22 protein-coding genes and 1 tRNA gene are annotated in these 25359 nt (G+C 70.0%); 14 read left to right on the top strand and 9 right to left on the bottom strand.

Annotation, left to right across the window (positions count from 1 at the left end; all coding sequences use genetic code 11):
- The 3 genes from GTY96_RS36815 to GTY96_RS38130 form a co-directional block, all read left to right on the top strand.
- A partial coding sequence (locus tag GTY96_RS36815) for a thioesterase domain-containing protein (RefSeq protein ID WP_235686134.1) occupies positions 1 to 402 on the top strand: 402 nt, incomplete at its 5' end.
- A gap of 221 nt (positions 403 to 623) precedes the next feature.
- Complete coding sequence (locus GTY96_RS38485; protein WP_268904005.1) at positions 624 to 746, top strand: hypothetical protein; 123 nt, start codon at positions 624 to 626, stop codon at positions 744 to 746.
- A gap of 21 nt (positions 747 to 767) precedes the next feature.
- Entirely contained in the window at positions 768 to 1100 is a 333-nt protein-coding gene (locus GTY96_RS38130) for an SRPBCC domain-containing protein (protein ID WP_328701129.1), read from the top strand.
- Positions 1101 to 1219: 119 nt separating this feature from the next.
- Here the strand turns inward: GTY96_RS38130 and GTY96_RS36805 are convergent, their stop codons facing one another.
- The 4 genes from GTY96_RS36805 to GTY96_RS36790 all read right to left on the bottom strand — a co-directional run bounded on the left by GTY96_RS36805 (position 1220) and on the right by GTY96_RS36790 (position 6332).
- Positions 1220 to 1957 (bottom strand): SDR family oxidoreductase, encoded by a 738-nt coding sequence (locus GTY96_RS36805; RefSeq protein ID WP_143909470.1) that lies wholly within the window; start codon positions 1955 to 1957, stop codon positions 1220 to 1222.
- A gap of 15 nt (positions 1958 to 1972) precedes the next feature.
- Positions 1973 to 3355 (bottom strand): FAD-binding oxidoreductase, encoded by a 1383-nt coding sequence (locus GTY96_RS36800; RefSeq protein WP_143909468.1) that lies wholly within the window; start codon positions 3353 to 3355, stop codon positions 1973 to 1975.
- A gap of 13 nt (positions 3356 to 3368) precedes the next feature.
- Positions 3369 to 4820 carry a UbiA family prenyltransferase gene (locus GTY96_RS36795; RefSeq protein WP_161667145.1) on the bottom strand — a complete coding sequence of 484 codons (1452 nt, stop codon included), beginning with the start codon at positions 4818 to 4820 and terminating at the stop codon, positions 3369 to 3371.
- A 129-nt stretch (positions 4821 to 4949) separates the two neighbouring features.
- Positions 4950 to 6332, bottom strand: a complete 1383-nt coding sequence (locus GTY96_RS36790) for a di-heme oxidoreductase family protein (RefSeq protein ID WP_143909464.1) — start codon at positions 6330 to 6332, stop codon at positions 4950 to 4952.
- Between the two features lie 351 nt (positions 6333 to 6683).
- Between GTY96_RS36790 and GTY96_RS36785 the strand changes: the two genes are divergently transcribed.
- Positions 6684 to 9677, top strand: a complete 2994-nt coding sequence (locus GTY96_RS36785) for a DEAD/DEAH box helicase (RefSeq protein ID WP_161667144.1) — start codon at positions 6684 to 6686, stop codon at positions 9675 to 9677.
- Positions 9678 to 9816: 139 nt separating this feature from the next.
- Positions 9817 to 10791, top strand: a complete 975-nt coding sequence (locus GTY96_RS36780) for a quinone oxidoreductase family protein (RefSeq protein WP_186002214.1) — start codon at positions 9817 to 9819, stop codon at positions 10789 to 10791.
- Positions 10792 to 10832: 41 nt separating this feature from the next.
- Here GTY96_RS36780 and GTY96_RS36775 read toward each other — a convergent pair whose 3' ends face one another.
- The 3 genes from GTY96_RS36775 to GTY96_RS36765 all read right to left on the bottom strand — a co-directional run bounded on the left by GTY96_RS36775 (position 10833) and on the right by GTY96_RS36765 (position 13081).
- Positions 10833 to 11144, bottom strand: coding sequence for a hypothetical protein (locus tag GTY96_RS36775; protein WP_143909460.1), 312 nt, complete (start codon positions 11142 to 11144; stop codon positions 10833 to 10835).
- Between the two features lie 32 nt (positions 11145 to 11176).
- A complete protein-coding gene (locus GTY96_RS36770) occupies positions 11177 to 12415 on the bottom strand; it encodes an extracellular solute-binding protein (RefSeq protein ID WP_161667143.1) in 1239 nt (412 codons plus the stop codon).
- 210 nt (positions 12416 to 12625) lie between these two features.
- A complete protein-coding gene (locus GTY96_RS36765) occupies positions 12626 to 13081 on the bottom strand; it encodes an FBP domain-containing protein (protein ID WP_161667142.1) in 456 nt (151 codons plus the stop codon).
- 147 nt (positions 13082 to 13228) lie between these two features.
- On the opposite strand from GTY96_RS36765, the gene GTY96_RS36760 reads away from it, so the two are divergent.
- Both GTY96_RS36760 and GTY96_RS36755 read left to right on the top strand, forming a co-directional pair.
- Positions 13229 to 13915 carry an Ig-like domain-containing protein gene (locus GTY96_RS36760; protein ID WP_161667141.1) on the top strand — a complete coding sequence of 229 codons (687 nt, stop codon included), beginning with the start codon at positions 13229 to 13231 and terminating at the stop codon, positions 13913 to 13915.
- Positions 13916 to 14031: 116 nt separating this feature from the next.
- Positions 14032 to 14943, top strand: coding sequence for a LysR family transcriptional regulator (locus tag GTY96_RS36755; protein ID WP_161667140.1), 912 nt, complete (start codon positions 14032 to 14034; stop codon positions 14941 to 14943).
- 604 nt (positions 14944 to 15547) lie between these two features.
- Here GTY96_RS36755 and GTY96_RS36750 read toward each other — a convergent pair.
- Positions 15548 to 16255 carry a DUF899 domain-containing protein gene (locus GTY96_RS36750; RefSeq protein WP_143909383.1) on the bottom strand — a complete coding sequence of 236 codons (708 nt, stop codon included), beginning with the start codon at positions 16253 to 16255 and terminating at the stop codon, positions 15548 to 15550.
- Positions 16256 to 16370: 115 nt separating this feature from the next.
- Here GTY96_RS36750 and GTY96_RS36745 point away from each other — a divergent pair, with 115 nt between their 5' ends.
- From GTY96_RS36745 to trxA, 3 genes are all read left to right on the top strand, one after another.
- Positions 16371 to 17591 (top strand): helix-turn-helix domain-containing protein, encoded by a 1221-nt coding sequence (locus GTY96_RS36745; protein ID WP_161667139.1) that lies wholly within the window; start codon positions 16371 to 16373, stop codon positions 17589 to 17591.
- Between the two features lie 33 nt (positions 17592 to 17624).
- The gene (locus tag GTY96_RS36740; RefSeq protein ID WP_143909386.1) at positions 17625 to 18293 is read left to right on the top strand and encodes a Vgb family protein; all 669 of its coding nucleotides are present in this window, start codon (positions 17625 to 17627) and stop codon (positions 18291 to 18293) included.
- A 323-nt stretch (positions 18294 to 18616) separates the two neighbouring features.
- Positions 18617 to 18943, top strand: coding sequence for a thioredoxin (gene trxA, locus GTY96_RS36735; protein WP_161667138.1), 327 nt, complete (start codon positions 18617 to 18619; stop codon positions 18941 to 18943).
- A 117-nt stretch (positions 18944 to 19060) separates the two neighbouring features.
- Here the strand turns inward: trxA and GTY96_RS36730 are convergent.
- A tRNA-Leu gene (locus GTY96_RS36730) sits at positions 19061 to 19146 on the bottom strand.
- Between the two features lie 355 nt (positions 19147 to 19501).
- Here GTY96_RS36730 and GTY96_RS36725 point away from each other — a divergent pair.
- The 4 genes from GTY96_RS36725 to GTY96_RS36710 all read left to right on the top strand — a co-directional run bounded on the left by GTY96_RS36725 (position 19502) and on the right by GTY96_RS36710 (position 25309).
- Positions 19502 to 20632: a DUF819 family protein gene (locus GTY96_RS36725; protein ID WP_161667137.1), complete on the top strand. Its 1131-nt coding sequence runs from the start codon at positions 19502 to 19504 to the stop codon at positions 20630 to 20632.
- Positions 20633 to 20705: 73 nt separating this feature from the next.
- Positions 20706 to 22844 (top strand): aminodeoxychorismate synthase component I, encoded by a 2139-nt coding sequence (gene pabB / locus GTY96_RS36720; protein WP_161667136.1) that lies wholly within the window; start codon positions 20706 to 20708, stop codon positions 22842 to 22844.
- Positions 22845 to 22998: 154 nt separating this feature from the next.
- Entirely contained in the window at positions 22999 to 24645 is a 1647-nt protein-coding gene (ffh, locus tag GTY96_RS36715; RefSeq protein ID WP_143907126.1) for a signal recognition particle protein, read from the top strand.
- A 274-nt stretch (positions 24646 to 24919) separates the two neighbouring features.
- Positions 24920 to 25309, top strand: coding sequence for a hypothetical protein (locus GTY96_RS36710; protein ID WP_161667135.1), 390 nt, complete (start codon positions 24920 to 24922; stop codon positions 25307 to 25309).
- Positions 25310 to 25359 lie beyond the last annotated feature (50 nt).

Below are 25359 nucleotides of genomic sequence, written 5' to 3'. Positions count from 1 at the left end.
CCGGCGTCGGACGAGGCGCTTGCCCACGGCGATGACGACGCGATGCTCAGCCTCCTTCTCCAGGAAGGCCTCCGCACTCACATCCTCGACTCGCAATCTGGACCCGCGCAGCTGCGTGCGCTCTTCAACGTCTTCCGCGCCAACCTCTTCGCCCACGAGAAGTACGCGCCCCGGTCCTACGACGGCTCCGCCCTCCTCCTGAGCGCCAGCGAGCACGCACCCACCAGTCCTCCCATCCCGCGTCACCGGGGCTGGGAGTCACTGGTCCGCGGTGGCCTGGAGGTGCACGACGTGCCCGGCGGCCACCACGCCCTCATGCAGGACCCGAACCTCGACTCCATCGTCGAGCACCTGCGCGCGGCGCTGTCGGCCCTCACGCCACGGAAGACCACCGGCAGTTGAGCCACCCTCCACTCCGTGCCTGTCGTCCAGGCACGGAGTGGAATCGGGTGAGCCTGCCACCATGTCGCGCGCCTGGAGCGCCACCCGCAGGAGTCGGCCAGGGGATGTCCGAATAAGCTACCGCCAGCTCTGGGCTTCACACTCCGATGCGTTGGACAAAGCCGTCGAGGAACAGAAACAAAAGGAGAAGGTCAATGGACGCAAGAAGCGAGAGTGAACCCGTGAAGAACGTCACAACGACGGAACGGAAATCCGAGCGCGAGTTCGTCGCCACGCGAACCGTCAACGGCCCGGCGCGCATCATTTTCGAGGCATGGACCAAGCCCGAGCTGCTCAAGCGGTGATGGGCACCGAAGTCGTTTGGGATTTCCTTCATTTCCTGCGAGGCCGATCCGCGTGTCGGGGGCACGTACCGTTTCGTGTTCGGCCACCCTGCCTCGGAGCATCCGATGGCGTTCTTCGGTACGTACAGCGAAGCGACGCCGCACTCGCGCCTCGCGTGGACGAATGAGGAAAGTGCCGAGGGGGCCGTCACCACGGTGACCTTCGAAGGGAACAGCGGCAAGACGCGGGTCGTGGTGCACGACCTCTATCCCTCGAAGGAAGCGCTCGACGGTGCCATCGCCTCCGGGAGCACCTGCGGGATGGGCGAGACGTTCGATCCGCTGGACGAGCTCCTCGTCGCCCTGGGCGCCTAGCAGGCTGTTGAAAGAGGACCGGGACCGCTCCCGGCCTACGACCGATGGGGCGAACGCCCAGGGCCGCATCCATTTCGCAGTGGGTCGCCGTGGCTGTCGAAGCGTGTCTCCACAGCCAGCTAGAGCTTCAGCCGCTTGAACACCGGCTCCGGGATGGAGCGGATGATGAGCATGATGAGCGCCCAGAAGCCGGGCACGTAGACCTCGTTCTTGCGCTTATCCGCGGCCTTCAGCAGCCCGCGCGCCACCTGCTCCGGCGAGGCGAAGAGCTTGTTCTTCGGCACATGCGCCGTCATCGGCGTGTCCACGAAGCCGGGCTTCACCGTCACCACCGCCACGCCGGACTTCGCCAGCCGGTTGCGCATGCCCTGGAGGAACACGGTCAGCGCGCCCTTGGACGCGCCGTAGACGTAGTTGCTCTGCCGGCCGCGATCCCCCGCCACCGACGAGATCACCACCAGCGTGCCGGCCTTCTGCGCTTCGAAGCGGTTGGCCAGCTCCGTCAGCAGCGACGCGGCGCTCAGGAAGTTCGTGCGCAGCACCACCTCCGCCGCCGCCCACGAGCGCTGACTCTCCTCCTGGTCACCCAGCACGCCATGCGCCAGCACCGCCCCGTCCAGCCCCCCCAGCGCCTGCCACGCGCGCTCGACGAGGCTCGCGTGTGCTTCGCAGTCGTTCAAATCCAGCGACCGGAACTCCACCTTCTGCGCGCCGCGCGTGGTCGCGTCCCGGGCCACCGCCTCCAGGTTCGCGGCGTTGCGGCCCACCAGGTACAGCGAGGCTCCGCGCGCGGCGAGCAGCCGCACCGTGGCCTGCGCGATGGCGCTCGTGGCGCCGAGGATGATGACTTTCTTCATGGGGCGAAGGCCTGTCTAACGAAGGGCGAGCAGTGACGCGGGAGGCGCGGCGTCTCCGCGTCCCTCCAGCGAAGGCAGCGGCACCGGATTCACCCGGCGCCAGAAGGAGGAGGAGAACGCCGGGTCGAGGTACGCCTTGAACCGCTCGCGCTGGGGGAAGTACGCCGCGAAGCTCTCCGGGCTCATGCGCGCGTCCTTGGCCGGATACACCGCGCCGCCCGCATCGCGCGTCACGCGGTCCAGCTCCTCCACCAGCCGCCAGGTCTTCTCGCCCTGGTTGGCGAAGTCCATGGCCAGCGTGTAGCCCGGCCGGGGGAAGGACAGCCACCCGGGGGACCGCAGGTTACCGAACGTCTTGAGCACGGACAGGAAGCTGGGCAGTCCGCCCCGGGCGCTGCGCTCCAGCAGCTCCTTCAACGCATCGCGCGCGGTGGCGTGCGGCACCACGCACTGGAACTGGAGGAAGCCCCGGCGCCCGTAGATGCGATTCCAGCCGTTCACGCTGTCCAGCGGGTAGAAGAACGGATCGTAGTGCACGAGCCGCCGGGACGGCCGGCCGCGCTCGAGGTGGTAGTACAGGAAGTTGAAGGCGGACACCGACAGCCGGTTGAGGCAGAAGCCCGGCAGGTCCATGGGCACCGCGAGCCCGCTGCCGTGCGACAGGTGGCTCTTCGCCAGGGGCAGCCGCTCGAACTGCGTCGGCGCGAAGTTGCCCCGGTAGAACAGGCCGCGCCCCAGCTTGCGGCCGCGCGCCAGGCAGTCCACCCACGACATGGTGAAGTCGTGGTCCGGCTCGGACTCCGCCGACACGCGCAGGAACCCGTCCAGGTTGTCGAACGGGACGGTCTCCTGCACCACGAAGGGGTTGCGGATGGGAGAGAGCTGCACCTCCGCCCAGGTGACGAGCCCCGTGAGCCCCAGGCCGCCAATCGTCGCGCCGAACCAGTCCGGGTTCTCCTCCGGCGAACACAGGCGGCGGCTGCCATCCGAGCGCAGCAGCTCGAACCGCCGCACGAACCGGCCGAACGTCCCGGCCCGGTGGTGGTTCTTGCCGTGCACGTCGTTGGCGATGGCGCCGCCCACCGTCACGAACTTCGTGCCCGGCGTCACCGGCAGGAACCAGCCGCGCGGCACGCACAGCCGCAACAGCGTGTCCAACGACACGCCCGCCTCGCAGCGCACCACGCCCGTCGCCGGGTCGAAGTCGATGAGCCGGTCCAGCCCCGCCGTGAGCAGCACCGTGCCCCCGGCGTTGAGACACGAATCGCCGTAGCTGCGGCCCAGGCCGTGCGGAAGGAGCGCCCCGTCCACCGCGGGCAGCGCATCCGAGCGCCAGACGAGCGCCCGCGTGCGCTGCTCGACGCGGGGAAAGCGGCCCCAGGAATCCGACGTGCTCATCGCCCCGCTCCTGTCACGTCGCCACCCACAGCACCAGCGCGGCGACCGCGCCCACGGCGTAGCTGACCCGGTCGCGCAGCGCGAAGATGAGCGGATCCTCGTTCACGAGCCCCCGGTGGGCCATCACCCAGATGCGGCCCACCCAGTACAGCATCACCGGGCAGAGCAGCCACAGCCGCTCGGGGTGGGCATACAGCGCCGTCACCTCCTTGCTGGTGATGTAGAGCGCGAGCACCAGCACGGACACCTGCCCCGCCGCCGCGCCCAGGCTCGCGAGCTGCTCGTAGTCCTGCGCCAGGTAGCCCCGTCCATGGGCGGACACCTCGTTGGACTGGCGCAGCCGCCGCACCTCGCTCAGGCGCTTGAGCAGCGCCAGCGACAGGAAGAGGAACGTGCTGAACATCAAGAGCCAGCTCGACGTGGGCACCCCCACCGCCAGCGCGCCGCCGAAGATGCGCACCGTGTAGAGGCCCGCCAGCACCAGCACGTCCAGCATCACCACCTGCTTGAGCCGCAGCGAGTACGCCAGCGTCAGCACGAAGTACGCGGCCAGGAGCGCGGAGAACGACAGCGGCAGCGTGCCCAGCGCCAGCGCCGCGGCGAGCCCCAGCAGCACCGGCGCCAGCACGACGCCCGCGCGCACCGGCAGGGCCCCGGACGCGAAGGGCCGCAGGGACTTGGTGGGGTGGCGCCGGTCCGACGCCAGGTCCAGCAGGTCGTTGATGACGTACACGCTGGAGGCACAGAGGCTGAAAGCGATGAAGGCCAGCACCGCGCGCGGGGCCATGCCGCCCTGGGTGGCCTTGTGCGCCGCCAGGAGCGGCACGAAGACGAGCGCGTTCTTCGCCCACTGGTGCACCCGCAGGGCCTTCACCCACGTGCGCGCGCTGGCCGGAGGAGGCTCGAAGACGCGGTGCACCGGGCGGCCCAGCCCCTGGGCCTGGCGCAGCACGCCCGCCGGCGCATGCACCACGATGACGTGCCGCGACTCGCGCCACAGGGGCAGGTCCACGGCCCCGTTGCCCGCGTAGTCGAACGCGCCGCCCAGCACCTCGCGCAGCCGCTCGAGCTTGCGCGCACCGGACAGGTTCACGCCCGCGTCGCTGGCGACCACGTCGTGGAAGAGGCCCAGGTGGGCGGACACCGCGTCCGCGATGCTCCGGTCCGCCGCCGTGGCCAGCACGAGCCTGCGTCCCCGGGCGTGCTCCTCGCGCAGGTAGGCCACCACGTCCGCGTTGTAGGGCAGCGCGGTGACGTCCAGCCGCGCGCGCCGGGCCACCTCCGCCTTGAAGAAGGCCTTGCCCCGGAGCACCCACAGCGGCGCCAGCAGCAGCAACCACGGCGCGTGCTTGAGGAGCACGAGCAGGTTCTCGTGCAGCGTGTCGGTGCGCACCAGCGTCCCGTCCAGGTCGACCGCGAGCGGGACGTCGGGGGTGGCGTCGGAGATGGGCGCGTGGGGCTGCATGAAGGGGGCCCGCAGGCTAGCCCAAGGGCCCGGGCCGTCCACCGTTCCGTGCCTCGGGACCGTCGAAGTCCCTTCCAGGCGACGGGCCTCCTGGCCGCCGGTCGGACGGGAGGGCGCCCCCTCTGACGCTCAGAGTGACTTCAGGAAGGCGAGCAGCGCCGCCCGGTCCTCCCGGGGCAGCCGCACGTAGCGGGCCTGCGCGGGCGCCGCCTCTCCCCCGTGCCAGAGCACGGCCTCCTCTAGGGAGCGCGCCCGTCCGTCGTGCAGGAAGCGTGTGTGCTGGTTGACGGCCTCCACCAGTCCAATGCCCCACAGTGGGGGGGTGCGCCACTCACTCCCCGTGGCGAGCCCGTCCGGCCGCCCGTCCGCCAGCCCCTCGCCCAGGTCGTGCAACAGCAGGTCCGTATAGGGGTAGATGACCTGACGGGACACCTCGTCGAAGCCCTCCACCATGCCCGTCTCCTGGGGCGTGTCCACGTGGCAGGCCGCGCAGCCGACGGCGCGGAACACGGCGTGACCGCGCTGGACCTCCGGGGCCTCCCAGTCGCGCCGCTTCGGCACGGCCAACAGGCGCATGTAGATCATCAACAGGTCCATGTCGTCCTGGGACACCTCCGGCTCGCCGGGAGCGTCGCGGCCCTGCTCCCGCGGATAGAGCGTCGTCGTGACGCCCATGTCCGCGACGAGCGCGTGCGCCACCTGCTGGCGCAGCGTCGGCTGGTTGGCCTTCCACCCGAAGCGGCCCAGGCGCGTCCGCCCCGTCTCCACGTCCAGCACCTGGTTGGCCCGGCCGGAGATGCCATCGTGGTCGGCGTCCTCGGGATCAGCGCGGGCGAGGATGGCGGCCTCGGGCAGGGCCTCCAGCAGGCCCAGGCCGAAGTTCACGGGCGACACGCGGGCGGAGAACAGGGCGCCGTCGCCCAGCGGGCCGTGCACCAGCCCCTGGAACTGGTAGCGCGGACGCACCAGCGAGTACGGCTCGCCGGTGGCGAAGGTGCCGCGCGTCTCCTCGAAGTCGACCTGGACGTGGCCTTCGGGGACCTGCCCCTCCACCGCGTGCGCGTCCAACTGCATGCCATAGAGCGGATGGAGGCCCTGACCACCGGGTGCGCTCAGCTGGAACGCGAGCGAGACGGGGGCCTCCGAGGGGCTGGCCGGAGGCTGGCCCCGGCCGTCCTTCACGTGGCAGGTCATGCAGCCGGTGGCGCTGAAGAACGGGCCCGCCACGGCGGCGTGCTGGCGAGGGTCGCTCCAGTCGCGGTCGAAGATGCCCTTGCCCGCGTAGAACTCCGGCCAGCGCGAGCGCGGCATGTTCATGGGCGCGCGGCCAAAGGCATTGCGCCCCGTGTCCGTCACGGTGGTGGCGCCACCGGCCAGCTCCACGTGGGGCAGGACGACCGCGGGCAGTGGGCCCAGGACGAGCGGCTCGGGACGCCGGACGACGGTGGCCCACGCGGCGCCGATGAGCAGCGCGCCGGCGGAGACACCAACCAGGGACCAGGGCACTCGCATCGGCACGACTCTCCTCGGGGGGTACGCGGTCCAGCCGCACCCCTTGCACCCGCCACGCCATCCACGCGCGCTCCGAGGCCTCTCTCGAAGAGGCGGGCCTGGAGGCCCCGGGTGCGCTGGCGGCTGTAGCGCCACGGGTTACAGGGGGGCCGCCGTGTATCCCTCCGCGTCACAGCGCTCCGCGTCGAGGGCGCGGGCCCGTGGAGGGTGCGCCCAGGTGCGCGCGGCGGATGGAGAGCGCGGACCGCGCCCCGGGTGGGACGTCCCCGGTCACTCCGGGTGTGGGCCGCATCCAGGCGGTCCCCGTTGCTTGCGCGGGGCCCTGCGCGGGACTAGGGAATCGCCTCTCCTATGTCGGCGCTCGCGGAACTGCTCGAAGCCATCCGGGAGGAGTCGGGCCCGGCCACCTGGTCCGCCGGTCAGGCCCTGTCGCGCGCGGGGGTCGTGTCGGTGCAGTCCGTGGGCGAAGAGGAGGTCGTGCTGCGGGTGCGCATCCCCGGGCGGCCCCAGCCCCTGACCACCACGCTCTACCCCGAGGATGAAATCTGGGAGTGCGACTGCCGGGGGAAGGTGGACCCGTGCGAGCACGTCATCGCCGCGGCCATCGTCCTGCGACAGGCGGAGGGACGCCGCGCGCCGCCAGCGGCCCCTGCCCGCCCGGGCCCCGCCCCGTCCGCGCCGCGCCCCGGCACCGCGCCGAAGCCGGAGCGCATGGTCTACCGCTTCAAGCGCGTGGACGGAGGGCTTCAGTTGGAGCGGCTGGTGGTCCGGCCGGACAACACCGCGAGGCTCCTGGCCCGCAGCCTGACGTCCCTGCTGAACAACCCCGTGGAGGCAGCGCGCATCCAGGTGGAGCCGTGCGACCTGCTCGCGGACAAGCTGCTCGCGCAGCCCACGAAGGGCGCGCTCCCGGCGAGCCGGCTGGATGCCCTCCTGCACGTGCTGGAGAAGGCGCGCACCGTCCTCTTCGACGGGGCGCTCGTCTCCGTCTCGAACGAGCCCCTTCTGCCCCGCGTCACCGTGGAGGACCGGGGCGAGCAGACGGTACTCAAGGTGGAGAAGGATCCCCGCATCTCCGAGCTGGTCAGCCCCGGCGTCGCGCTGTGCGCGGGCGCGCTCTGCCGGCTGGGCGAACAGCCGCTCACCGGCGCGCGGCTGGAGAACCTGCCCCAGGAGCGCGTCTTCTCGCCGGAGCAGCTGGCGGACCTGACGGGCAAGGTGCTGCCGGACTTCGCCCGCCGCATGCCGGTGGACGTGAAGAGCCGGCGGCTGCCCCCCATCGACCGGACGCTGAAGCCGCGCATCTCGCTGGAGCTGGACAAGCTGGACGCAGGGCTCTCCGTGCTGCCCACGCTGGTGTACGGCTCGCCGCCCACCGCGCGCATCGACAACGGGCGCATGGTGTACCTCCAAGGCGCGGCCCCCGTGCGCGACGAGGCCACCGAGACGAAGCTCATCCACCAGCTGCGCGATGAGCTGAACATGGCGCCGGGCCGCCGCGTGACGGTCCACGGCAAGGAGGCCGTGCAGCTCGCCGACAGGCTGCGCAAGTGGCGCGGCGGCCTCACCGGGAACGCCGCGGGCGTGGTCAGCCCCGACGTGAAGCTCCGGCCCACGCTCACGTTGGACACGGCCGCCACCGAGGCCGGAGTGCCGCGCGTGGGGTTCTCGCTCGACTTCCAGGTCGAGGGCCTGGGGCCCGGCGTGACGCGCTCGGTGGACGCGGGCGCGGTGATGCGGGCCTGGGAGGAGGGCCTGGGGTTGGTGCCGCTGGAGGGCGGCGGGTGGGCCCCCCTGCCCACCGGCTGGCTGAAGGCCCACGGCCAGCGCGTGACGGACCTGCTGGCCGCGCGCGAGCGGGACGGGCACCTGGCCAACCACGCCATCCCGCAGCTCACCGGCCTGTGCGAGGCCCTGGAGCAGCCCCCTCCGCCCGGCCTGGAACGGCTCGCGCCGCTGGCGCAGGGCTTCGAGAAGCTGCCCGAGCCCTCTCTTCCGAAGGACCTCACGGCGACGCTGCGCCCGTACCAGCTGCAGGGCGTGAGCTGGCTCACCTTCCTGCGACAGGCGGGGCTCGGAGGCGTGCTCGCGGACGACATGGGCCTGGGCAAGACGCTCCAGACCCTCTGCGCGTTGGGCCCGGGGACGCTCGTCGTGGCGCCCACGAGCGTGCTCCCCAACTGGGAGGCGGAGGTGAAGCGCTTCCGTCCGTCCTTGAAGGTGTCCGTCTACCACGGCGTGGGCCGGACCCTGGACGAGACGGCCGACGTGACGCTCACCACCTACGCGCTCCTGCGGCTGGACGCGGCCCTCCTCGCGGCGAAGACATGGAGCACGGTGGTGCTGGACGAGGCCCAGGCCATCAAGAACCCGGACAGCCAGGTGGCGCGCGCGGCCTATGAGCTGGACGCGGACTTCCGCCTGGCGCTCAGCGGCACCCCCATCGAGAACCGGCTCGAGGAGCTGTGGAGCCTGATGCACTTCACCAACCGGGGACTCCTGGGAGGACGCAAGGCGTTCGACGAGCGCTGGGCCCGGCCGGTGTCGGAGAACCAGAAGGGCGCCGCCGAGCAGCTCCGCGCGCGCATCCGGCCCTTCGTGCTGCGCAGGCTCAAGCGCGACGTCGCGCCCGACCTGCCGCCGCGCACGGAGGCCGTGCGGCACGTCACCCTCACCGAGCAGGAGCGCGCCGTCTACGACGCGGTCCACGCCGCGACGCGCGAGGAGGTCGTGTCGCAGCTCGAGGAGGGCGGCAGCGTGATGAAGGCGCTGGAGGCGCTCTTGCGGCTGCGGCAGGCGGCCTGTCATCCGGCGCTGGTGCCGGGACAGCAGGCGAGGACGTCCTCCAAGGTGCAGGCGCTGGTGGAGGCGCTCGGCACGGCGGTGGCGGACGGGCACAAGGCGCTGGTGTTCTCGCAGTGGACGTCCATGTTGGACCTCATCGAGCCCGCGCTGCGCGAAGCCGACATCGGGTTCATCCGCCTGGACGGCAGCACGGCGAACCGGGGCGCGGTGGCCACGTCCTTCCAGGATGAGCAGGGGGCCCCCGTCATGCTCATCTCCCTGAAGGCGGGAGCGACGGGGCTCAACCTCACGGCGGCGGACCACGTCTTCCTGGTGGACCCGTGGTGGAACCCCTCCGTGGAGGCGCAGGCGGCGGACCGTGCGCATCGCATCGGGCAGCAGCGGCCGGTGATGGTGTACCGGATGGTGTCGCAGGGCACGGTGGAGGAGAAGATCCTCCTGCTCCAGGAGAAGAAGCGCGCGCTCTTCGAGGCCGCGCTCGGAGGGGCCTCGGGAGGGACCGCGCTCACGCGCGCGGACCTGATGCAGCTGCTGGACTGAAGGCACGCGGAGCGGCGAGCGGCGCGAAGGCCCCCTCCCCTGCCTCCCCCGCGGGGCCGGGACAGCGGGCGGCCCTGAACGTCGGACGGAGCATGCACATCGTCTCGGCTGACGGACCCACCCGAGAAGGAGTCACAGCATGCCAGCATCCATTCCCGACAAGATGAAGGCCGCGGCGCTCGACCGCTTTGGCGGTCCGGAGGTCCTCGGCATCAAGACCCTGACCGTTCCCGCCGTGGGCGACGACGAGATTCTCATTCGCGTCGCGGCGGCGGGCATTGGCGCCTGGGACGCCATGGAGCGCGAGGGCGAGATGGCCGGGATGCTCCCAGGCGGCCCGCGCTTCCCCTACGTGCCCGGCTCCGATGGCGCGGGAGAAGTGGTGGCCGTCGGCAAGAACGTGAAGGACTTGAAGGTCGGCGACAGCGTCTACGGCTACGCGTTCATGAACCCCAAGGGAGGGTTCTACGCGGAGTTCACCGCCGTGAAGGCGGAGCAGGCGACGAAGATCCCCAAGGGACTGAAGGTGGAGCAGGCGGCGGCGCTGGCCGCGGACGGCATCACCACGCTGAGGGGCCTGGAGGATCAGCTCCAGCTCAAGGCCGGAGAGCGCCTGCTCATCTTCGGCGCCAGCGGTGGCATCGGCCACATCGCGCTCCAGCTCGCCCGGAGAATGGGGGTGAAGGTGTTGGCCATCGCCTCTGGCGAGGACGGGGTGGCGCTGGCCCGGCGGCTCGGCGCGGAGGCGGCCGCCGAGGGCCACCAGGACGACCTGGACCAGGTCTGCCGTGAGTTCGCGCCGGACGGCTTCGACGCGGCGCTGGTGCTGGCGAGGGGCGACGCCGCGCAGGGAGTCCTGAAGCACGTCCGCAAGGGAGGGCGCATCGCGTACCCGAACGGCGTGGAGCCGGCCCCGAAGGCGCCCCCGGGCGTCACGGCCAAGGCCTACGACGGCATCCCCAGCCCGGACATCCTGCGGCGCCTCAATGCGTTGATCGAAGCGGGCCCCTTCCACCTGGAGCTCGGCCGCATCTACGCGCTGGAGGAAGCCGCGAAGGCGCAGCAGGAGGTGCTCAAGCACCACCTGGGCAAGTTCGCGATGCGCATCCACTGAGCCGCGTCGGTCGGTCCACCGGAGCGACGCCGGACACGCCCTCAGTGGGGTCCGGCGTCCTCCGGAGCGGCGCTGAGCATCCGCACCGCCACGGAGCGGCACTCGGCGCAGACCACCCCCGCGCGCTCCCAGTGCACCTGCGCTTCCAGCTCGCCCGGGTCCTCGGGGCCCTCCTCCAGACGCCGGACGAGCTCGGCGAGCGCATCCGCGGGACTCCCTTTCACATCATCGGGAGGGTCGAGGAGGTCCTGCTCCCCTTCCAGCACCAGGCTGAAGCGGTAGTACACCTCGTGGGGCGCGAGGACGCGTCTGCAGGTGGCACAGCTCTTGGGATGGGGGGCCGTTGTGGACATGGGCGTGCGCGGAACCGGGGGAGTGTTCTCCGCTATTCGGACGCCGAGTCGGCGACGGGAACGGCTTGGAGTTCTTTCAGGAGCGCAGTCTGGAGTGCCTTCCGGTTGCCCGGATAGCCCTGGTTCGGAAAGACCCGGGCGTCCCGCACGATGGGCAGGTACTGCTGGTACATCGGATCGGAGCGCGCGGGCTGTCGCTGGTAGAAGGCCTGACTCGCCTGGAGCAGGTAGCGCGGCAGCGAACCCGGAGGAGCGTCCTGACTGAAGGCGATGAGCGTCCGCACCTCGGGGCGGCTCATGTACTCCGAGAGCGCCAGGGCATCGCTCGAACAGTCCTCCACGCACCTGGCGCTGACCGTCAAGGCATCCACGAACATCACGGGATGGGTGCCCCCGCCCAGCGGCACGGAGATGACCTGCGGCAGCGCCGCGGCGGGCTGGGCCTTGAGGATGGGAAACAGCCGCTCCGTGTATCCCATGAACCCATTGGCCTGTCCCAGCGCGAAGGCCTCCTCGGCCAGCGTATTGTCGGCATAGGTCTTGTCCAGACAGGGATTGGCCCTGTCCGAACCCTTGCAGCTCTTCACGACCCCCGCGAAGACCTCTGTCGCTTCCGGGTCCAGGGGGAGCGCGAGCGCCGGCTCCAGGCCACCGGTTGGGTGGGTATCCGCCCAGGCATCCATGTACGCCGCGGGGAGGGTCCAGCTCCCGCTGTAGTTCGTCGCCAGGGGGCGCTTCGCCGCGTCGATGCCCGAGAGGATCCGCACCAGGGACCGTCCATCCGTGGCGGTGTGGATCGCGGGGTCCCTCGCGTAGACGACGTTCGTGCACAGATAGGTGGGCGTGCCATAGGTCCTGCCCTGGATGGACACAGCCTGCCGCGCCGCGGGAATCACGTCCCGGGGCTCCCGGGGCACGGCTTGAACCCAACCCTTCTCGACGAGCTCGCCCAGGAGCAGCGTGTCGACCTCCACCACCTGGGCGGCCTTGGGCCCAGAACCGAAGAGCTGCTCCAGGGTTCCCCCATCGGCCAGATCATACAGGTCGTCCTTCTCATTCATCACGACTTCGAGATCGACGTCCGGGTGGTGCTGCTCGAATCCCTGCTCAAGCCGCTGCTTGAGGCTCGCGAACCCATCCCCCGCGGAGTCTGGGATATAGGGAAACAAGACGACCCGCAGCGGCCGCTTCTCCGAGGATGGCTTTGGAGGAAGGGTGCTGCAGGCGGCCACGAGGACAAGCACACCGCAGAGCAGGATTCGACGTGACATGGGGCAGCACCCTCCAAGGGTGATGAGAAATGGCAACCCTCATCCCTTGCGGAGCTCAGCCAGTCCGCAAGCCTCGATTCGCGTCATGATTCTGGCGAAGGCCGAGGAAATCCACCAGCCCGCGCGAGTGATGGGTACGCAACGGCATCCCCTGACGTCCATTGACCGCCGACGAATCAAGCGGCCTCGTGCGATGCGCGCGGACTTCGATCAAGCCATGCCCAGCGCTTCGCGCGCGAAGCGGGCCATGTGCTCCAACAGCGACCGGGTGCCGTCCAGCACACTTCGACCGGCCAGGTTCGTCATGGACTCCAGCCGTTCGCCGCAGCGCAGATCCAGGCAGAGATTCACGCCCACCCGGCGCTTCGCGTCGACATCCGTGGTGAGCAGGCCGATCTCCGCGCCGGTCGAGGTGCGGCACCAGTCACACAGCTGGGGCACCATGGTGGTGTCGCCCTGTTGATCACGGCGGAAGGCGATGCCCCTGGGCTGCTTGCCGCCGGGCGCGGTGAACACGAGGAACACGCGAACCCCATAGGGGTCCACCCACGCGAGGTAGTCCTGGATGAAGAGGGGGAATCGGGTGCCCTTCGGCAACTCGACGAACTTGCGATCCCTCGACCGGAACGCGTGCAGGAGCTCTCTCTCTGACTCGATGCGGAACATGGCGGTCCGGCCAGATTAGCCCGAGCCCCACGGCCCTCAGGAGCCGTTTGGAATGTGCGAGAGCCACCCCTGCTCGGCCCCCGGGTACGTGGGGGCCGCCTCCGGAGTCCTGCTAGTCATCCAGGCACCCGTTTCGAGGGAACGCCCATGCGCCGCCTGTCATCGTTCCTGCTGTCCTGGCTGCTCATCGGCCTTGGAGCGACGTCGTGTCGGGATGATGTCCCGCCCGCCCCCAACCGTCCTCCGACGCTGACGGGTCCAACGCCCCAGGCGACGCGGGTGACCTCTGGAGCCTCGGTGTCACTGACGCTGGAGGCCCTGGACCTGGATGGGGACATGCTCACGTACGTCTGGATCCAACTCCCAGAGTCACCAGCGGGAACGTTCGACACCCCCACCGCGGCCAGCCCGTCCTGGACCGCGCCCATGGTGACGAGCAGCCAGCGCTTCGCGTTGAGGGTGACGGTGAGCGACGGTCGGGGCGGCTCCGTGCAGGGGGCGGTGGACATGGAGGTCACCCCGCCCGTCGCGCCGAACAACCCGCCCACGGTGTCTCCGCCCACGGCGACCCCCGTCACCGTCAACGAGCAACAGTCCGTCGCCCTCGCGGTCATCGCCACCGACACGGACGGGGATCCGCTCACCTATGCGTGGGAGCAGGTCGCGCCCACCGAGCCCGCGGGGAGCTTCAGCGACCCCGCGTCCGCCGTGCCCACCTGGACGGCGCCGGCCGTCGAGGCCAGCGGGACGTACACGTTGCGAGTGACGGTCTCCGACGGAAACGGAGGCAGCGCGCAGGGAACGGTCGAGGTCTCCGTCCAGCACGTCCCATAGGCGTCCACGGTGGCGGGCGTCAGCGCCGGCCCACGGCGCAGGAGGACCCGAGCGGCGGGGCCCGCGCGCCATCGACGTGGCTCGCGCTACCGCGCGCCCGGGCATAGGCTTTCCCCGTGGCCGCGAACCCTCCCTTGCTGGACGACATGCTCCTCTTCACGGAGGTGGTGACGACGGGCAGCATCACGTCCGCGGGGGAGCGCCTGGGCCTGCGCAAGTCGACAGTGAGTCGACGGCTGGCCGCGCTGGAGGAGCGGCTGGGAACGCGCCTGCTCGAGCGCAACACGCGGAGGCTGCGGCTCACCGAGGCGGGCCGCGAGTATCACGCTCATTGCGCGAGGATCGTCGCGGAGGCCCGCGAGGTGAACGCGGCGCTGAGCGAAGCGCGCGGCACGGCGCGAGGCACCTTGCGCATCGCGACCCTGTCGCTGCTGGGTGAGCTGCTCACGCCAGTCATCGCCGAGCTGCTCCTGCACCAGCCCAGGCTGCGAGTGGAGTTGTCCCTCGCGCAGACGCACGTGGACCTCGTCGCGGAGGAGTACGACCTGGCGTTGCGCACGGGCCCCCTGGCGGACTCGTCCCTGGTGGCGCGCAAGCTCGGGCGGGTGCGCACGGGCTGTTATGCGAGCCCCACGTATCTGAGCCGTCACGGAACCCCGCGCTCCCCCGACGAGCTGCGCGCACACGAATGCGTGCTCCTGGCCGAGCCCGGCACCGATGAAGTGTGGTTCTTCGGGGAGGGAAAGGGCGCGCGGACGGTGCCAGTCACGGGCCGCCTGCGCGTGCCGAGCGTGCGAGCGGGCCAGGCGGCCGCGCGAGCGGGGCTCGGCATCGTGAGGCTACCGGCCTCGCTCGTGGCGGAAGACGTGCGCACGGGGCTGCTCGTCCCGGTGCTCGCGTCCGACACGCCGCCGGGCCTGCCCATCTTCGCCGTCTATCCGAGCAGCCGTCAGCTGCCCGTCAAGGTGCGCGCCTTCCTGGAGCTGCTGTCCGCGCGCGGCACGGCGCTCCCGTGGGAGGAAGGCTAGGGGCTGTCCTTGGTTTCGTGTCCGCGATGGGAGGACTCGGACATGCGGCGGCGCACCTGTGTGGGTCGAGCAGGAGCGGGACCTCTCCGCCTCCTCGGGCGACGCCACCTGCGCCGAGGTGATGGCCCCGCGGCGCTGCCGCATCTGGAGCTGGGCCTCTCCAGCGCGGAGCCCCACGAGGACGGGGGGAGAGGATCGAGCGCGAGCCTGGCTCCGCGCCTCGATGCGCGAAGCCTGACGCACGGAAAAAGCCGCTCCTCACCAGCTCAACCCACTGGTGAGGGGGAAACAGCGACAGCGCACGCGGGGTGCCGGGCCCGTGGCGGGTCAGGTCGTTCGCTGTTGGGCTCGTCGGCGGTACGTCCGCTTGCGCATGCGACGAGCAACGATGAATCCCAGTGAGAGGGTCGCCACGGCGAAGCCCGCGGGCCGAAGCATCGCGCTGAGGGCTCCCGCGGCGCCGACCGTCACTCCGAGCACCGGCAGGTACGCGGCGAGGCACAACGGGCATTTCGGGAGGAGCGCGGCCACGAGCCCCAGGACCAGCGATATCGCGGGAGCACGCACTGCCGGGCGGCCCTCCACCTGGGGGTTTGCCTCATGCTCAAGGGCCATACTCGTCCCGCAGGCGAACCCAGTGCAATGGCGATGGCAACCCGCCCTCGTCTCGGCCCTTCGGGACGAGGTCCAGGAGCTGATAGCCCGTGTTGAGCGGATCAATGCCTCGCCCGTAGGTCCCGTAGGTGTGGAAGACGTCGCCGCGTTCATCCTTCGAGAAGACACTGAAGCCCGGCATGTCCGAAGTGGAGTGCGGCAACGGTGCGTAGTTGTAGACGGCGTCGCCACGCGCCAAGGCGTCTGCGCGGAAGGACACCTGGAAGTCGAAGTTGAACTCGCTTCCCTGCGATGACACCCACTTGAAGCGCCAGCCCATCCGCTGTCGGAACGCCTGCAACTTCGGCAGCTCCGCGCGTGAGATGGCGACGAAGCTGACGTCCCGCTGCCCCAGGTGCTCGACGGCTCCGTTGAAGGAGTCGGCCCAGAACGAACAGCTCTTGCAGCCCGTCTTCCATTCGGGCGCGAACATGAAGTGGTAGACGAGCAGCTGGCTTCGGCCCGCGAAGAGCTGCGCGAGCGTCTCCTTGCCCTCGGGGCCATCGAACACGTAGGGCTCGGTCACACGCAGCCAGGGCATGGTGCGGCGTGTGGCGCTCAGCTCGTCGCGCATGCGCGTGAGGGCCTTCTCCTTCGCCAACAGCTCCTTGCGTGCGGCCAGCCACTCACTCCTCGACTCCGTCTTGGCGTGTGTCACCGTGATTCCTCTGCTGGGGTGGATGGCCCCAGACGTAATGGACGGGAGGCGCGAGCCGGGAGTAACAAAGGCGACGGGCTTTCCGACACGGAAGGGGGGCCGGAGGATGTGCGTCATGGATGCACTCATCACGGCCGCGGCTCGGGCACTCGGGGAGGGAGACCCCCTGGGTGCACTCCAGCGCGTGGCACTCCGCGAGGACGCGCCGGCGTTGGCCGTAAGAGGCATCGCCATGGCGCAGATGGGGGTGTTCGAGAAGGCGACGCAGCTCCTGCGGCGTGCGGCTCGCGTCTACGGCTCCAGCGACGCCCTCGCGCGGGCTCGCTGCAACGTCGCGGAGGCGGAGGTGGCACTCGCGTCGCGGGACTTCGGAGGAGCCGACCTCACGCTCGGCGAAGCGCTGCGCACGTTCATTCGACACGGTGACTCGCAAAACGCGCGCTACACGCGGTTGTTGCAGGCACGGCGAGCCCTGTTGCTAGGACGCGTCGAGGAGGCCGAGCAAGCCGTGGCCGAGCTCGACCTCCTCGGTGCACCCGCGATGACCTTGGCTGTCGCGCATCTGCTGGAGCTCGAGGTGGCGCTGCGGAGAGGGGCCACCCGTGCCGCCCGCATCGCACTCGAACACGCGCGGAGCGCCGCCGAACGTGCGCGCATCCCCTCGCTCGACGCCGAGGTCGAGCATGCCGCTCGTGTCCTGAGCCTCCCCGCCGCGAGAGTCATCGTCCGGGGCGAGGCGAGACAGGTCGTGCTCGATGAGGTCGAGTCACTGCTGGGCTCGGGGCACCTCGTCGTCAACGCCTGCCGTCGCACGGTCCACACACTCGCGCGCGTCGTGACGCTGGCCACTCGCCCCGTGCTGTTCGACCTCCTGCGCGTCCTGGCCGAGGCCTGGCCTGGTGCGGCCTCGCGAGACGACCTCGCCCGGCACGTATTCGGAGCGCGGCGTGTGGACGCATCGTATCGCGTGCGCCTGCGAGTCGAGCTGGGCCGCCTGAGAGCGCAGTTGCGCGACGTGGCGGATATCCGGGCGACCCCGCGTGGCTTCGCCTTGACTCCGCGGCATTCGATGGAGGTGCGGGTCCTCGCGCCACCCATCGAGGGAGCGGGCGGTGCGGTGTTGGCGCTGCTCGCGGACGGCGAACATTGGTCGACTTCGGCGCTCGCGCTCGTGCTCGGATCAAGTCAACGCACGGTGCAACGCGTCCTCTCCTCGCTGGCGGAGGACGGACAGGTCCGCGCGCTCGGCAGGGGCCGCGCGCGACGCTGGGTGGCGCCCCCTGTCAGTGGCTTCACGACGACTTTGTTACTCCCGACCTCCACTCTCTTCGAGTAGAGCGGGCCACAGGGCGAGGGACGGAGCACGGTCATGGACAAGACGCGGGGCGAGGTAGAGGAGATACAGCCAGCGGAGATCCTCCGTGAGTACGGCCCATTCGATGTCGCCTCGCGCGTCCATGGCGTGACGTATGACGGCGCGAACGTCTGGTTCGCCGGAGGCGAGACACTTCAGTCCTTCGATCCGATGAGCGGTGAACCTGTGCGCAGCCTCGACGTTCCGTGCGACGCGGGGACCGCTTTCGATGGCCGGCATCTCTTTCAGCTCGGCGAGGGCCGCATCCGGAAGATCGACCCTGGGACGGGACAGGTGCTGAAGACCGTGCCTGCCCCCGGCAATGGCAACGACTCCGGGCTCACCTGGGCCGAGGGGTTTCTATGGGTGGGGCAGTTTCGTGGCCGGGTGATTCATCAAATCGACCCCGAGACGGGCGCTGTCCTGCGCACCCTTGAATCCAAGCGCTTTGTCACCGGCGTGACGTGGGTGCAGGGCGAGTTGTGGCATGGCACCGAGGAAGGTGATGCGAGTGACATCCGACGAATCGACCCGAAAGACGGTCGTGTGCTTGTCCGGCTCACGCTGCCCAAGGGCCTGACTGTCACCGGGCTCGAGTCGGACGGCGGCGACATCTTCTACGCGGGTGGGGGGCCAAGCCGCACGGTTCGCGCCGTGAGGAGGCCCCGGCGCCCGCGCCGCTGATGCGGTGACTCAAGGGGCTGTCCCTGGTTTTTGCGTTCGCGGCCCTCGGAGCGGCTGCCGAGCCCCGAGCTGGAGGATGCGGCGAGGGGTGCTCAACCTTGGGCATGCGCCGACACGACCTGACCGGTTCCGCTGCCGGGTCAACACACGGGCCCTGTCTCGAGGAGAGGAGACCGAACCGTCATCAACGCCGTCATCGGGGCTCCTGGAGGAACAATGCGTTGCGCGAGGGGCGCTCGCTCCGGCCGCGGTCCGCGACTACATCCCATCCAGGAACCGAGGCGCGGCCCCGCATGAGCGGCGCCCTTCATGGAGGCTGGGACATGGCTGGGGACGTCATCGAGCTGGGAGACGCGGAGTTCAAGCGCGAGGTGCTGGAGTCAGCGGAGCCGGTGCTGGTGGACTTCACGGCCACGTGGTGCCCGCCGTGCCGGGTCATCGCACCGGTCATCGCGTCGCTGGCGGCCGAGTACAAGGGCCGGATGAAGATGGCCAAGCTCAACGTCGACGACCATCCCGCGACGCCGGAGCAGTACGGCATCCGGGCCATACCCACGCTGCTGTTCTTCAAGGGAGGACAGGTGGTGAAGCAGATTGTCGGCGCGGTGCCGAGGGCGAAGCTCGAGGAGGCCGTGCGACAGGTGCTCTGAAGCGACGGGACCGCACCTGCCGGGGTGTGTCTGTCGCAAGGACTCAAAACACAGACACCGCCCGCCTCCATGGACAGACACAGCGCGAACCCATGGATGATTCAACCGGGGAGGCCATGCACGAGCCGGGGATCGAACCCGGACGACCCTTGCGAGTCAGCGGATTTTAAGTCCGCTGCGTCTGCCAGTTCCGCCACTCGTGCGCCTGCGCGGCGTGGACCTTAGTTCACCCGCGCAGGCTTTGCACTCATCGAGAGGCGGGGGGCCACCGCACGCGCTCCCAGCGAAGAAAGCGCTGTCAGAAGCAACAGCGCGTGAACCGAGGCCGACAGGTCCCGGCTGAAGGCAGACAGCACCCCGGAGGCCACGGCCCGCCCGCCGTCCGACATGGCTTGACTCGGCACGTCCTTCACAGGAGTCCGGTCTCCCGGGCATCTTCGCCTTCGCATCAGGCCCCCGGAACGTGGCGGAGAGGGGGCCGACGGGGATGCCCCCCGCCGAGCGCCCGGACCAAGGGGTGGCACGGTCGCGGCCGGCCTCCATGAAGGCGAACAACACATGATGGCGCCACTCCAGGGATTCGTCGTGTTGACCCTCCCGGCGCTCGCGCTGCTGTTGGCGCGATACTTCAAGCCGGTGGCCTGGGTGGGACCGGTGGTCGTGTGCTACCTGGCCGGCATCCTCCTGGGCAACCTGCCGGGGCTGGGACTCCAGCCAGCCGTGAGCCTGTCGGTGGGCGAGGCCGCCGTGCCCCTGGCGATCCCGCTGCTCCTCTTCGCCACGGACATGCCCCGGTGGATGCGTCTGGCGCGCTCCACCTTGCTCTCCTTCGTCCTGGCCTGCGTGGCCGCCATGGTGAGCGCCGCGCTGGTGGGGCTCGCCTTCGCGAGCCGTTCAGACGAGTGGTGGAAGATGGCTGGCATGCTGGTGGGCGTGTACACGGGCGGCACCGCCAACATGAATGCCGTGGGGCTCGCGCTCCAGGTGCGGGAGGAGACCTTCGTGCTCCTCAACACGGCGGACATCGTCGTCGGGACCGCGTATTTCCTCTTCCTCGTGACCGTGGCGCAGCGGCTGGTGCTCCTCTTCCTGCCGCGCTTCACGAACCCCGCTCCGTGGAGTGAGCCGCAAGAGGGAGACGCGGTGCAGGCGGCCTTCTTCACCCGGGCCCGCGTGCGCGGCATGGGGCTGTCGCTCCTGCTGGCCGTCGCCATCTGCGCCCTCTCCGCCGGAGCGGCGTACGGGGTGCTGGGCCGGCTGGACGTGGCCGCGGCGCTGCTGCTCATCACCACGCTGTCGCTGGCCGCATCCCTCATCCGGGCCGTGCGCACGCTGCCAGGCAGCGCAGAGCTGGGAGACTACGCGCTGCTCGTCTTCTGCGTGGCCTTTGGCACGCTGGCGGATGTCCGTCAGCTCCAGCAGGCAGGCATCTCCGTCTTCGCCTTCTGCTTCTGCGTGCAGATGCTGGCGGTGGTCCTCCACTTCGGCCTCGCGGCCCTGTTCCGCATCGACGCGGACACCGTCCTCATCACCTCCACCGCCACCATCTTCGGCCCGGCCTTCATCGGCCCGGTGGCTCGCGCGCTGCGCAACCGTGAGCTGTTGGTCTCTGGCATGACCACCGGCCTCATGGGGATCGCTCTGGGGACCTACCTGGGGCTGGCCGTTTCCTGGCTCCTGCGCCCCTGACACCCGGAGAGACAAGCCCAGGGACTCGTGGAGGACTCCCCGCGCGACGGGCGGCGAGGGTTAAGGTGGAGGCGTGCGGCAGCGGACGCTTCTCATCGACAACCACGACTCGTTCACGTTCAACCTCTTCCATCTGCTGGCGAGGGTCAGCGGCACGGAGCCCCTCGTCGTGCGCAACGACGCGCTGGGCTGGCGGGAGCTGCGAGGGCTCGGGTTCGACAACATCGTCATCTCCCCCGGCCCCGGCCGGCCGGACCGTCCCGCGGACTTCGGCGTCTGCCACGACGCACTGCGGGAAGCGGAGGTCCCCATCCTGGGCGTGTGCCTGGGCCACCAGGGCCTGGGGTACTTCCACGGCGCCCGGATCCAGCACGCCCCGGAGGTCATGCACGGGCGGATGGTTCGCGCGCACCACACGGGAACGGACCTCTTCCTGGGCATCCCGAACGACGTCCAGGTGATGCGCTACCACTCCCTCTGCCTCGCCCGGCCGCTGCCGGAGGACTTGGAGGAGACGGCCTGGGCGCCCGACGGCGTCCTGATGGCGCTGCGTCACCGCCGCCTCCCACGGTGGGGCGTCCAGTTCCATCCGGAATCCATCGGCACGATGCACGGCGGCAGGCTGCTCACCAACTTCGTGCGGCTGAGCCAGGAACACCACGCCCGCGCGCCCCACTCACGCCCGGTTCCGCTCTCGGAGGCGCCGCGTCCAAGCCCCGCCCCTCCGCGCGCCGAGTTCCGCGTCCACCACCGGAAGCTGGCGCTCGACATCGACGCGGAGCAGGCCTTCATCGCGCTCCATGGAGGAAAGGACCACGCCTTCTGGCTGGACAGCAGCCGCGTCGAGCCCCGCCTGTCGCGCTTCTCTTTCATGGGGGACGCCACCGGTCCGCACAGCGCCGTCATCCGCTACCGCGTGAATCCAAGCCGCCTCTCCGTGACCCGGCAGGGCGTCACGGAGGAGCACTCCACGGAGCTGTTCGCGTTCCTCCAGTCCGAGCTGGCACGGCTGCGTCCAGCGCCCTCGGGACTGCCCTTCGACTTCCAGGGAGGGTTCGTGGGCTATCTCGGCTACGAGCTGAAGCATGACTGCGGCGCGAGCGCCCCCCACGCCTCACCGGCTCCAGACGCCGGACTGGTATTGGCGGACCGGCTGCTGGCATGGGACCACCTCGAGCACGCGGTGTACCTGGTGGCGCTCGCCCCCGAGCATGAAGCCGCGCAGGTCCAGGCGTGGTTCGACACCACCGAATCCACCCTGCGCACCCTGCCCCCGCTGGCGCCGCCCAGGACCGAGGCGAGAGGCCCCTTCCCGGTCCGCCTCGCGAGGGACCGCGCCACGTACCTGTCGGACATCGCCCACTGCATGGAGCAGCTCCACGAAGGCGAGACGTACGAGGTCTGCCTCACCAACAAGGTGGTGGCCCGGACCCAGGTGGATGCCCTGGAGCTGTACCGGGTCCTCCGGCGGCTGAACCCGGCGCCCCATGCGGCCTACCTCCGGATGGGAGCGCTGGGCATCGCGTGCTCGTCCCCCGAGCGCTTCCTCCGAGTGGACGCCAAGGGCCTGGCGGAATCCAAGCCCATCAAGGGCACCGTGCGGCGGGGCGCCACCCCCGAAGAGGACGACCGGCTGAGAGAGGAGCTGCGGTCAGGGGAGAAGGACCGCGCGGAGAACCTGATGATCGTGGACCTGGTGCGAAACGATCTCGGGAGGGTGTGTGACGTGGGCTCGGTCCACGTCCACCGGCTCATGGACGTGGAGACGTATGCCACGGTGCACCAACTGGTGAGCACCATCCGGGGCCAGTTGCGCGAGGGCTACACCGCCGTGGACGCGGTGCGTGCCGCCTTCCCGGGGGGCTCCATGACGGGAGCACCCAAGGAGCGCACGATGGAGCTCATCGACCGGCTGGAGGGGGAGGCCCGCGGCGTCTATTCGGGGGCAATCGGCTTCTTCTCCACCACCGGCGCGGCGGACCTGAACGTCGTCATCCGCACCGCGGTGGTCCGCCCTGGAGAGGTGAGCATCGGCGCAGGAGGGGCCATCGTGGCCCTCTCGGACCCGGCGGCGGAGCTGGACGAGATGCGCCTCAAGTCACGGGTGCTCCTGGAGGCGCTGTGCACGGCGCTCGGGCGCCCGGGCGCGCTTCCGGACGTCGACGGTGCGGAGGGGGCCTCCTTGGGGCCGCCTCCAGCCATGACGGACTGAGCCAGGAGGGGGGGTGGGAGGGCCTTCCGGGGTGGGGTCCCTGGGGCGGCGGCGTCCCGGGTGGCGAGGAAAGACCCTCGATTCCTCCACTGCTGGACGGCCAGGGCTTCCGAGGGCGTCGCATCCGGCGAGCCCCTGTTATAAAGCGCCCCCCATGCTTGAGACCGTCACCAAGGGCTTCCGGGCCGCCAAGAACCGCCTCGCCGGCAAGAGCGAACTCACCCCCGAGCTGGTGGACGAGTCGCTGCGAGACATTCGCGTTTCCCTGCTGGAGGCGGACGTCGCCTTCGACGTGGTGAAGAAGTTCGTCGCCCGCGTCCGCGAGAAGGCGGTGGGCGAGGTGGTGCAGACGACCGTCACGGACGCGGGGGGCCAGAAGCGCCGCGTGAGCGCGATGGACCACTTCATCAAGATCTGCCACGACGAGCTGGAGGCCCTGATGGGCCCGGTGGACACGAGCCTCCACCTGAAGCCCAAGGGCCAGCTGTCGGGCATCATGATGGTGGGCCTCCAGGGCTCCGGTAAGACGACGACCACGGGCAAGCTCGCCAGCCGGCTGCTCCAGGAGGGGCGCAAGCCGCTGCTGGTCGCGGCGGACATCTACCGTCCGGCCGCCGTGGATCAGCTCAAGGTGCTGGGGGAGCGGCTGAAGGTCCCCGTCTACCACGAGCCCGGCGTGCAGCCGCCGGAGCTGGCGAAGCGGGGCTACGCCGCCGCGCGCGAGCAGAAGTGCGACGTGGTGCTCATCGACACGGCGGGCCGGCTCGCCATCGACGAGACGCTGATGACGGAGCTGGAGTCCATCAAGGCCAACGTGCAGCCGGACACCATCCTCCTGGTGTGCGACGCGATGATCGGCCAGGACTCGGTGCGCACGGCGGCCGAGTTCGACCGGCGCCTGACGCTGGACGGCTTCATCCTGACGAAGCTGGACGGTGACGCGAGAGGTGGCGCGGCGCTGTCCATCAAGGAAGTGACGGGCAAGCCCATCAAGTTCCTCGGCATGGGCGAGTCGATGGACAAGCTGGAGGAGTTCCGTCCGGACGGCCTCGCGGGCCGCATCCTGGGCTTCGGCGACATCGTCGGCCTGATGAAGGACTTCGAGAAGGTCGTCGACGAGAAGAAGGCCGAGGACGACGCGCGCAAGCTGCTCTCTGGCCAGTTCTCGATGAAGGACTTCGTCGAGCAGATCCGCATGGTCCGCAAGATGGGGCCGCTGAAGGACCTGCTGGAGAAGTTCCCGCTCTTCGGCGACCTCACCGAGCACCTGAACCCGGACGAGAAGGAGCTCACGAAGATCGAGGCGATGTACGACTCGATGACGCAGAAGGAGCGCCTGCGTCCGGACATCATCAACGGCAGCCGCATCAACCGCATCTCGAAGGGCAGCGGACGCAAGCCGGAGGAGGTGCGGGAGCTGCTGCAGAAGTTCGGGATGATGCAGCAGGTGATGGGCACCATCGGCCAGAACCCGGGCCTGCTGGGGCGCATCCCGGGCTTCAAGCAGTTGGGGCAGCTGGGCCAGATGAAGAACATGGACCTGGGCAGCATGTTCGGGAAGGACCCGAAGGCGCTGGAGAAGGCCATGGCGGGGATGGGCGGAGGCATGGGGGGGATGCCCATGCAGCTGCCGCAGATCGCCCCGGGCTACACGCCGCCCATGGGCCAGGCCGCGATGGCCAAGGCCCGCTTGATGGGCTACGCGCCGCCGTCCGTGAGCAAGCCGGACGACCGCGACGCCATCAAGGAGCGGCGCAAGAAGGAGAAGGAGAACAAGAAGAAGAACCGCAAGAAGAAGTAGCCCCTCACCGCGTCACGCGGTGTCCAAGGCACCCTCCCCTGCCCGCGCGTCCCTCCTGAAGAAGGGGGGCGGCGGGCAGGCGTGTTTCAGGAGCCTCGATGTCCGGACGCAGGTCCCGTCTCGCGGACGCCCATGGCAATGTTCTTCCTCGGGACCGACCGGACCTGTCCTTGCAAAACGCGCCCCCATGACCAAGCTGAGACTCTTGCTGCTGTTGAGCTGCGTAGGCCTGAGCCCCGCATGCATCGAAGTTCCGCCTCTGGAGGGCCCGCCCGTGGAGAAGCCTCCGGCGGATCCCGACGCGGACTTCACCTTCACGGTGGTGCCCGCGCAGGAGCAGGTCCTTCCGGGGGGAAGTCTGGACTGTGACGTCCGGCTCGCCTGGACCCAGGCCACAGGGGGCGACGTGACCTGGAACCTCGTGTCGCCACCCGCGGGCATCGAACTCCAGCCATTCACCCTGTCCGCCGGAGAGACACGCGGGACGCTGCGCATCCGGATCGGGGGAGGCACGGCCCCCGGGAGCTACTCGCTGACGCTGCAGGGCCGGAGCGGATCCGTCACGAAGCAGGTGACGCTGGCGGTGACGGTCGGGAAGCCGGGGGACCTGGTGGTGAACTGGGTCGTGCCGACGCCCGTATCCGTCCGGCCAACGACGTGCTGAGAGGCGTTGAGTGAGGCGTCGGGGCGGTGGACCCTGGCGTGCATGTCGAA

The organism is Corallococcus silvisoli (genome assembly GCF_009909145.1).
Taxonomy (GTDB): domain Bacteria; phylum Myxococcota; class Myxococcia; order Myxococcales; family Myxococcaceae; genus Corallococcus; species Corallococcus silvisoli.
Note: the sequence above shows the minus strand (reverse complement) of the source record. Positions and strands in the feature narration are given on the sequence as shown.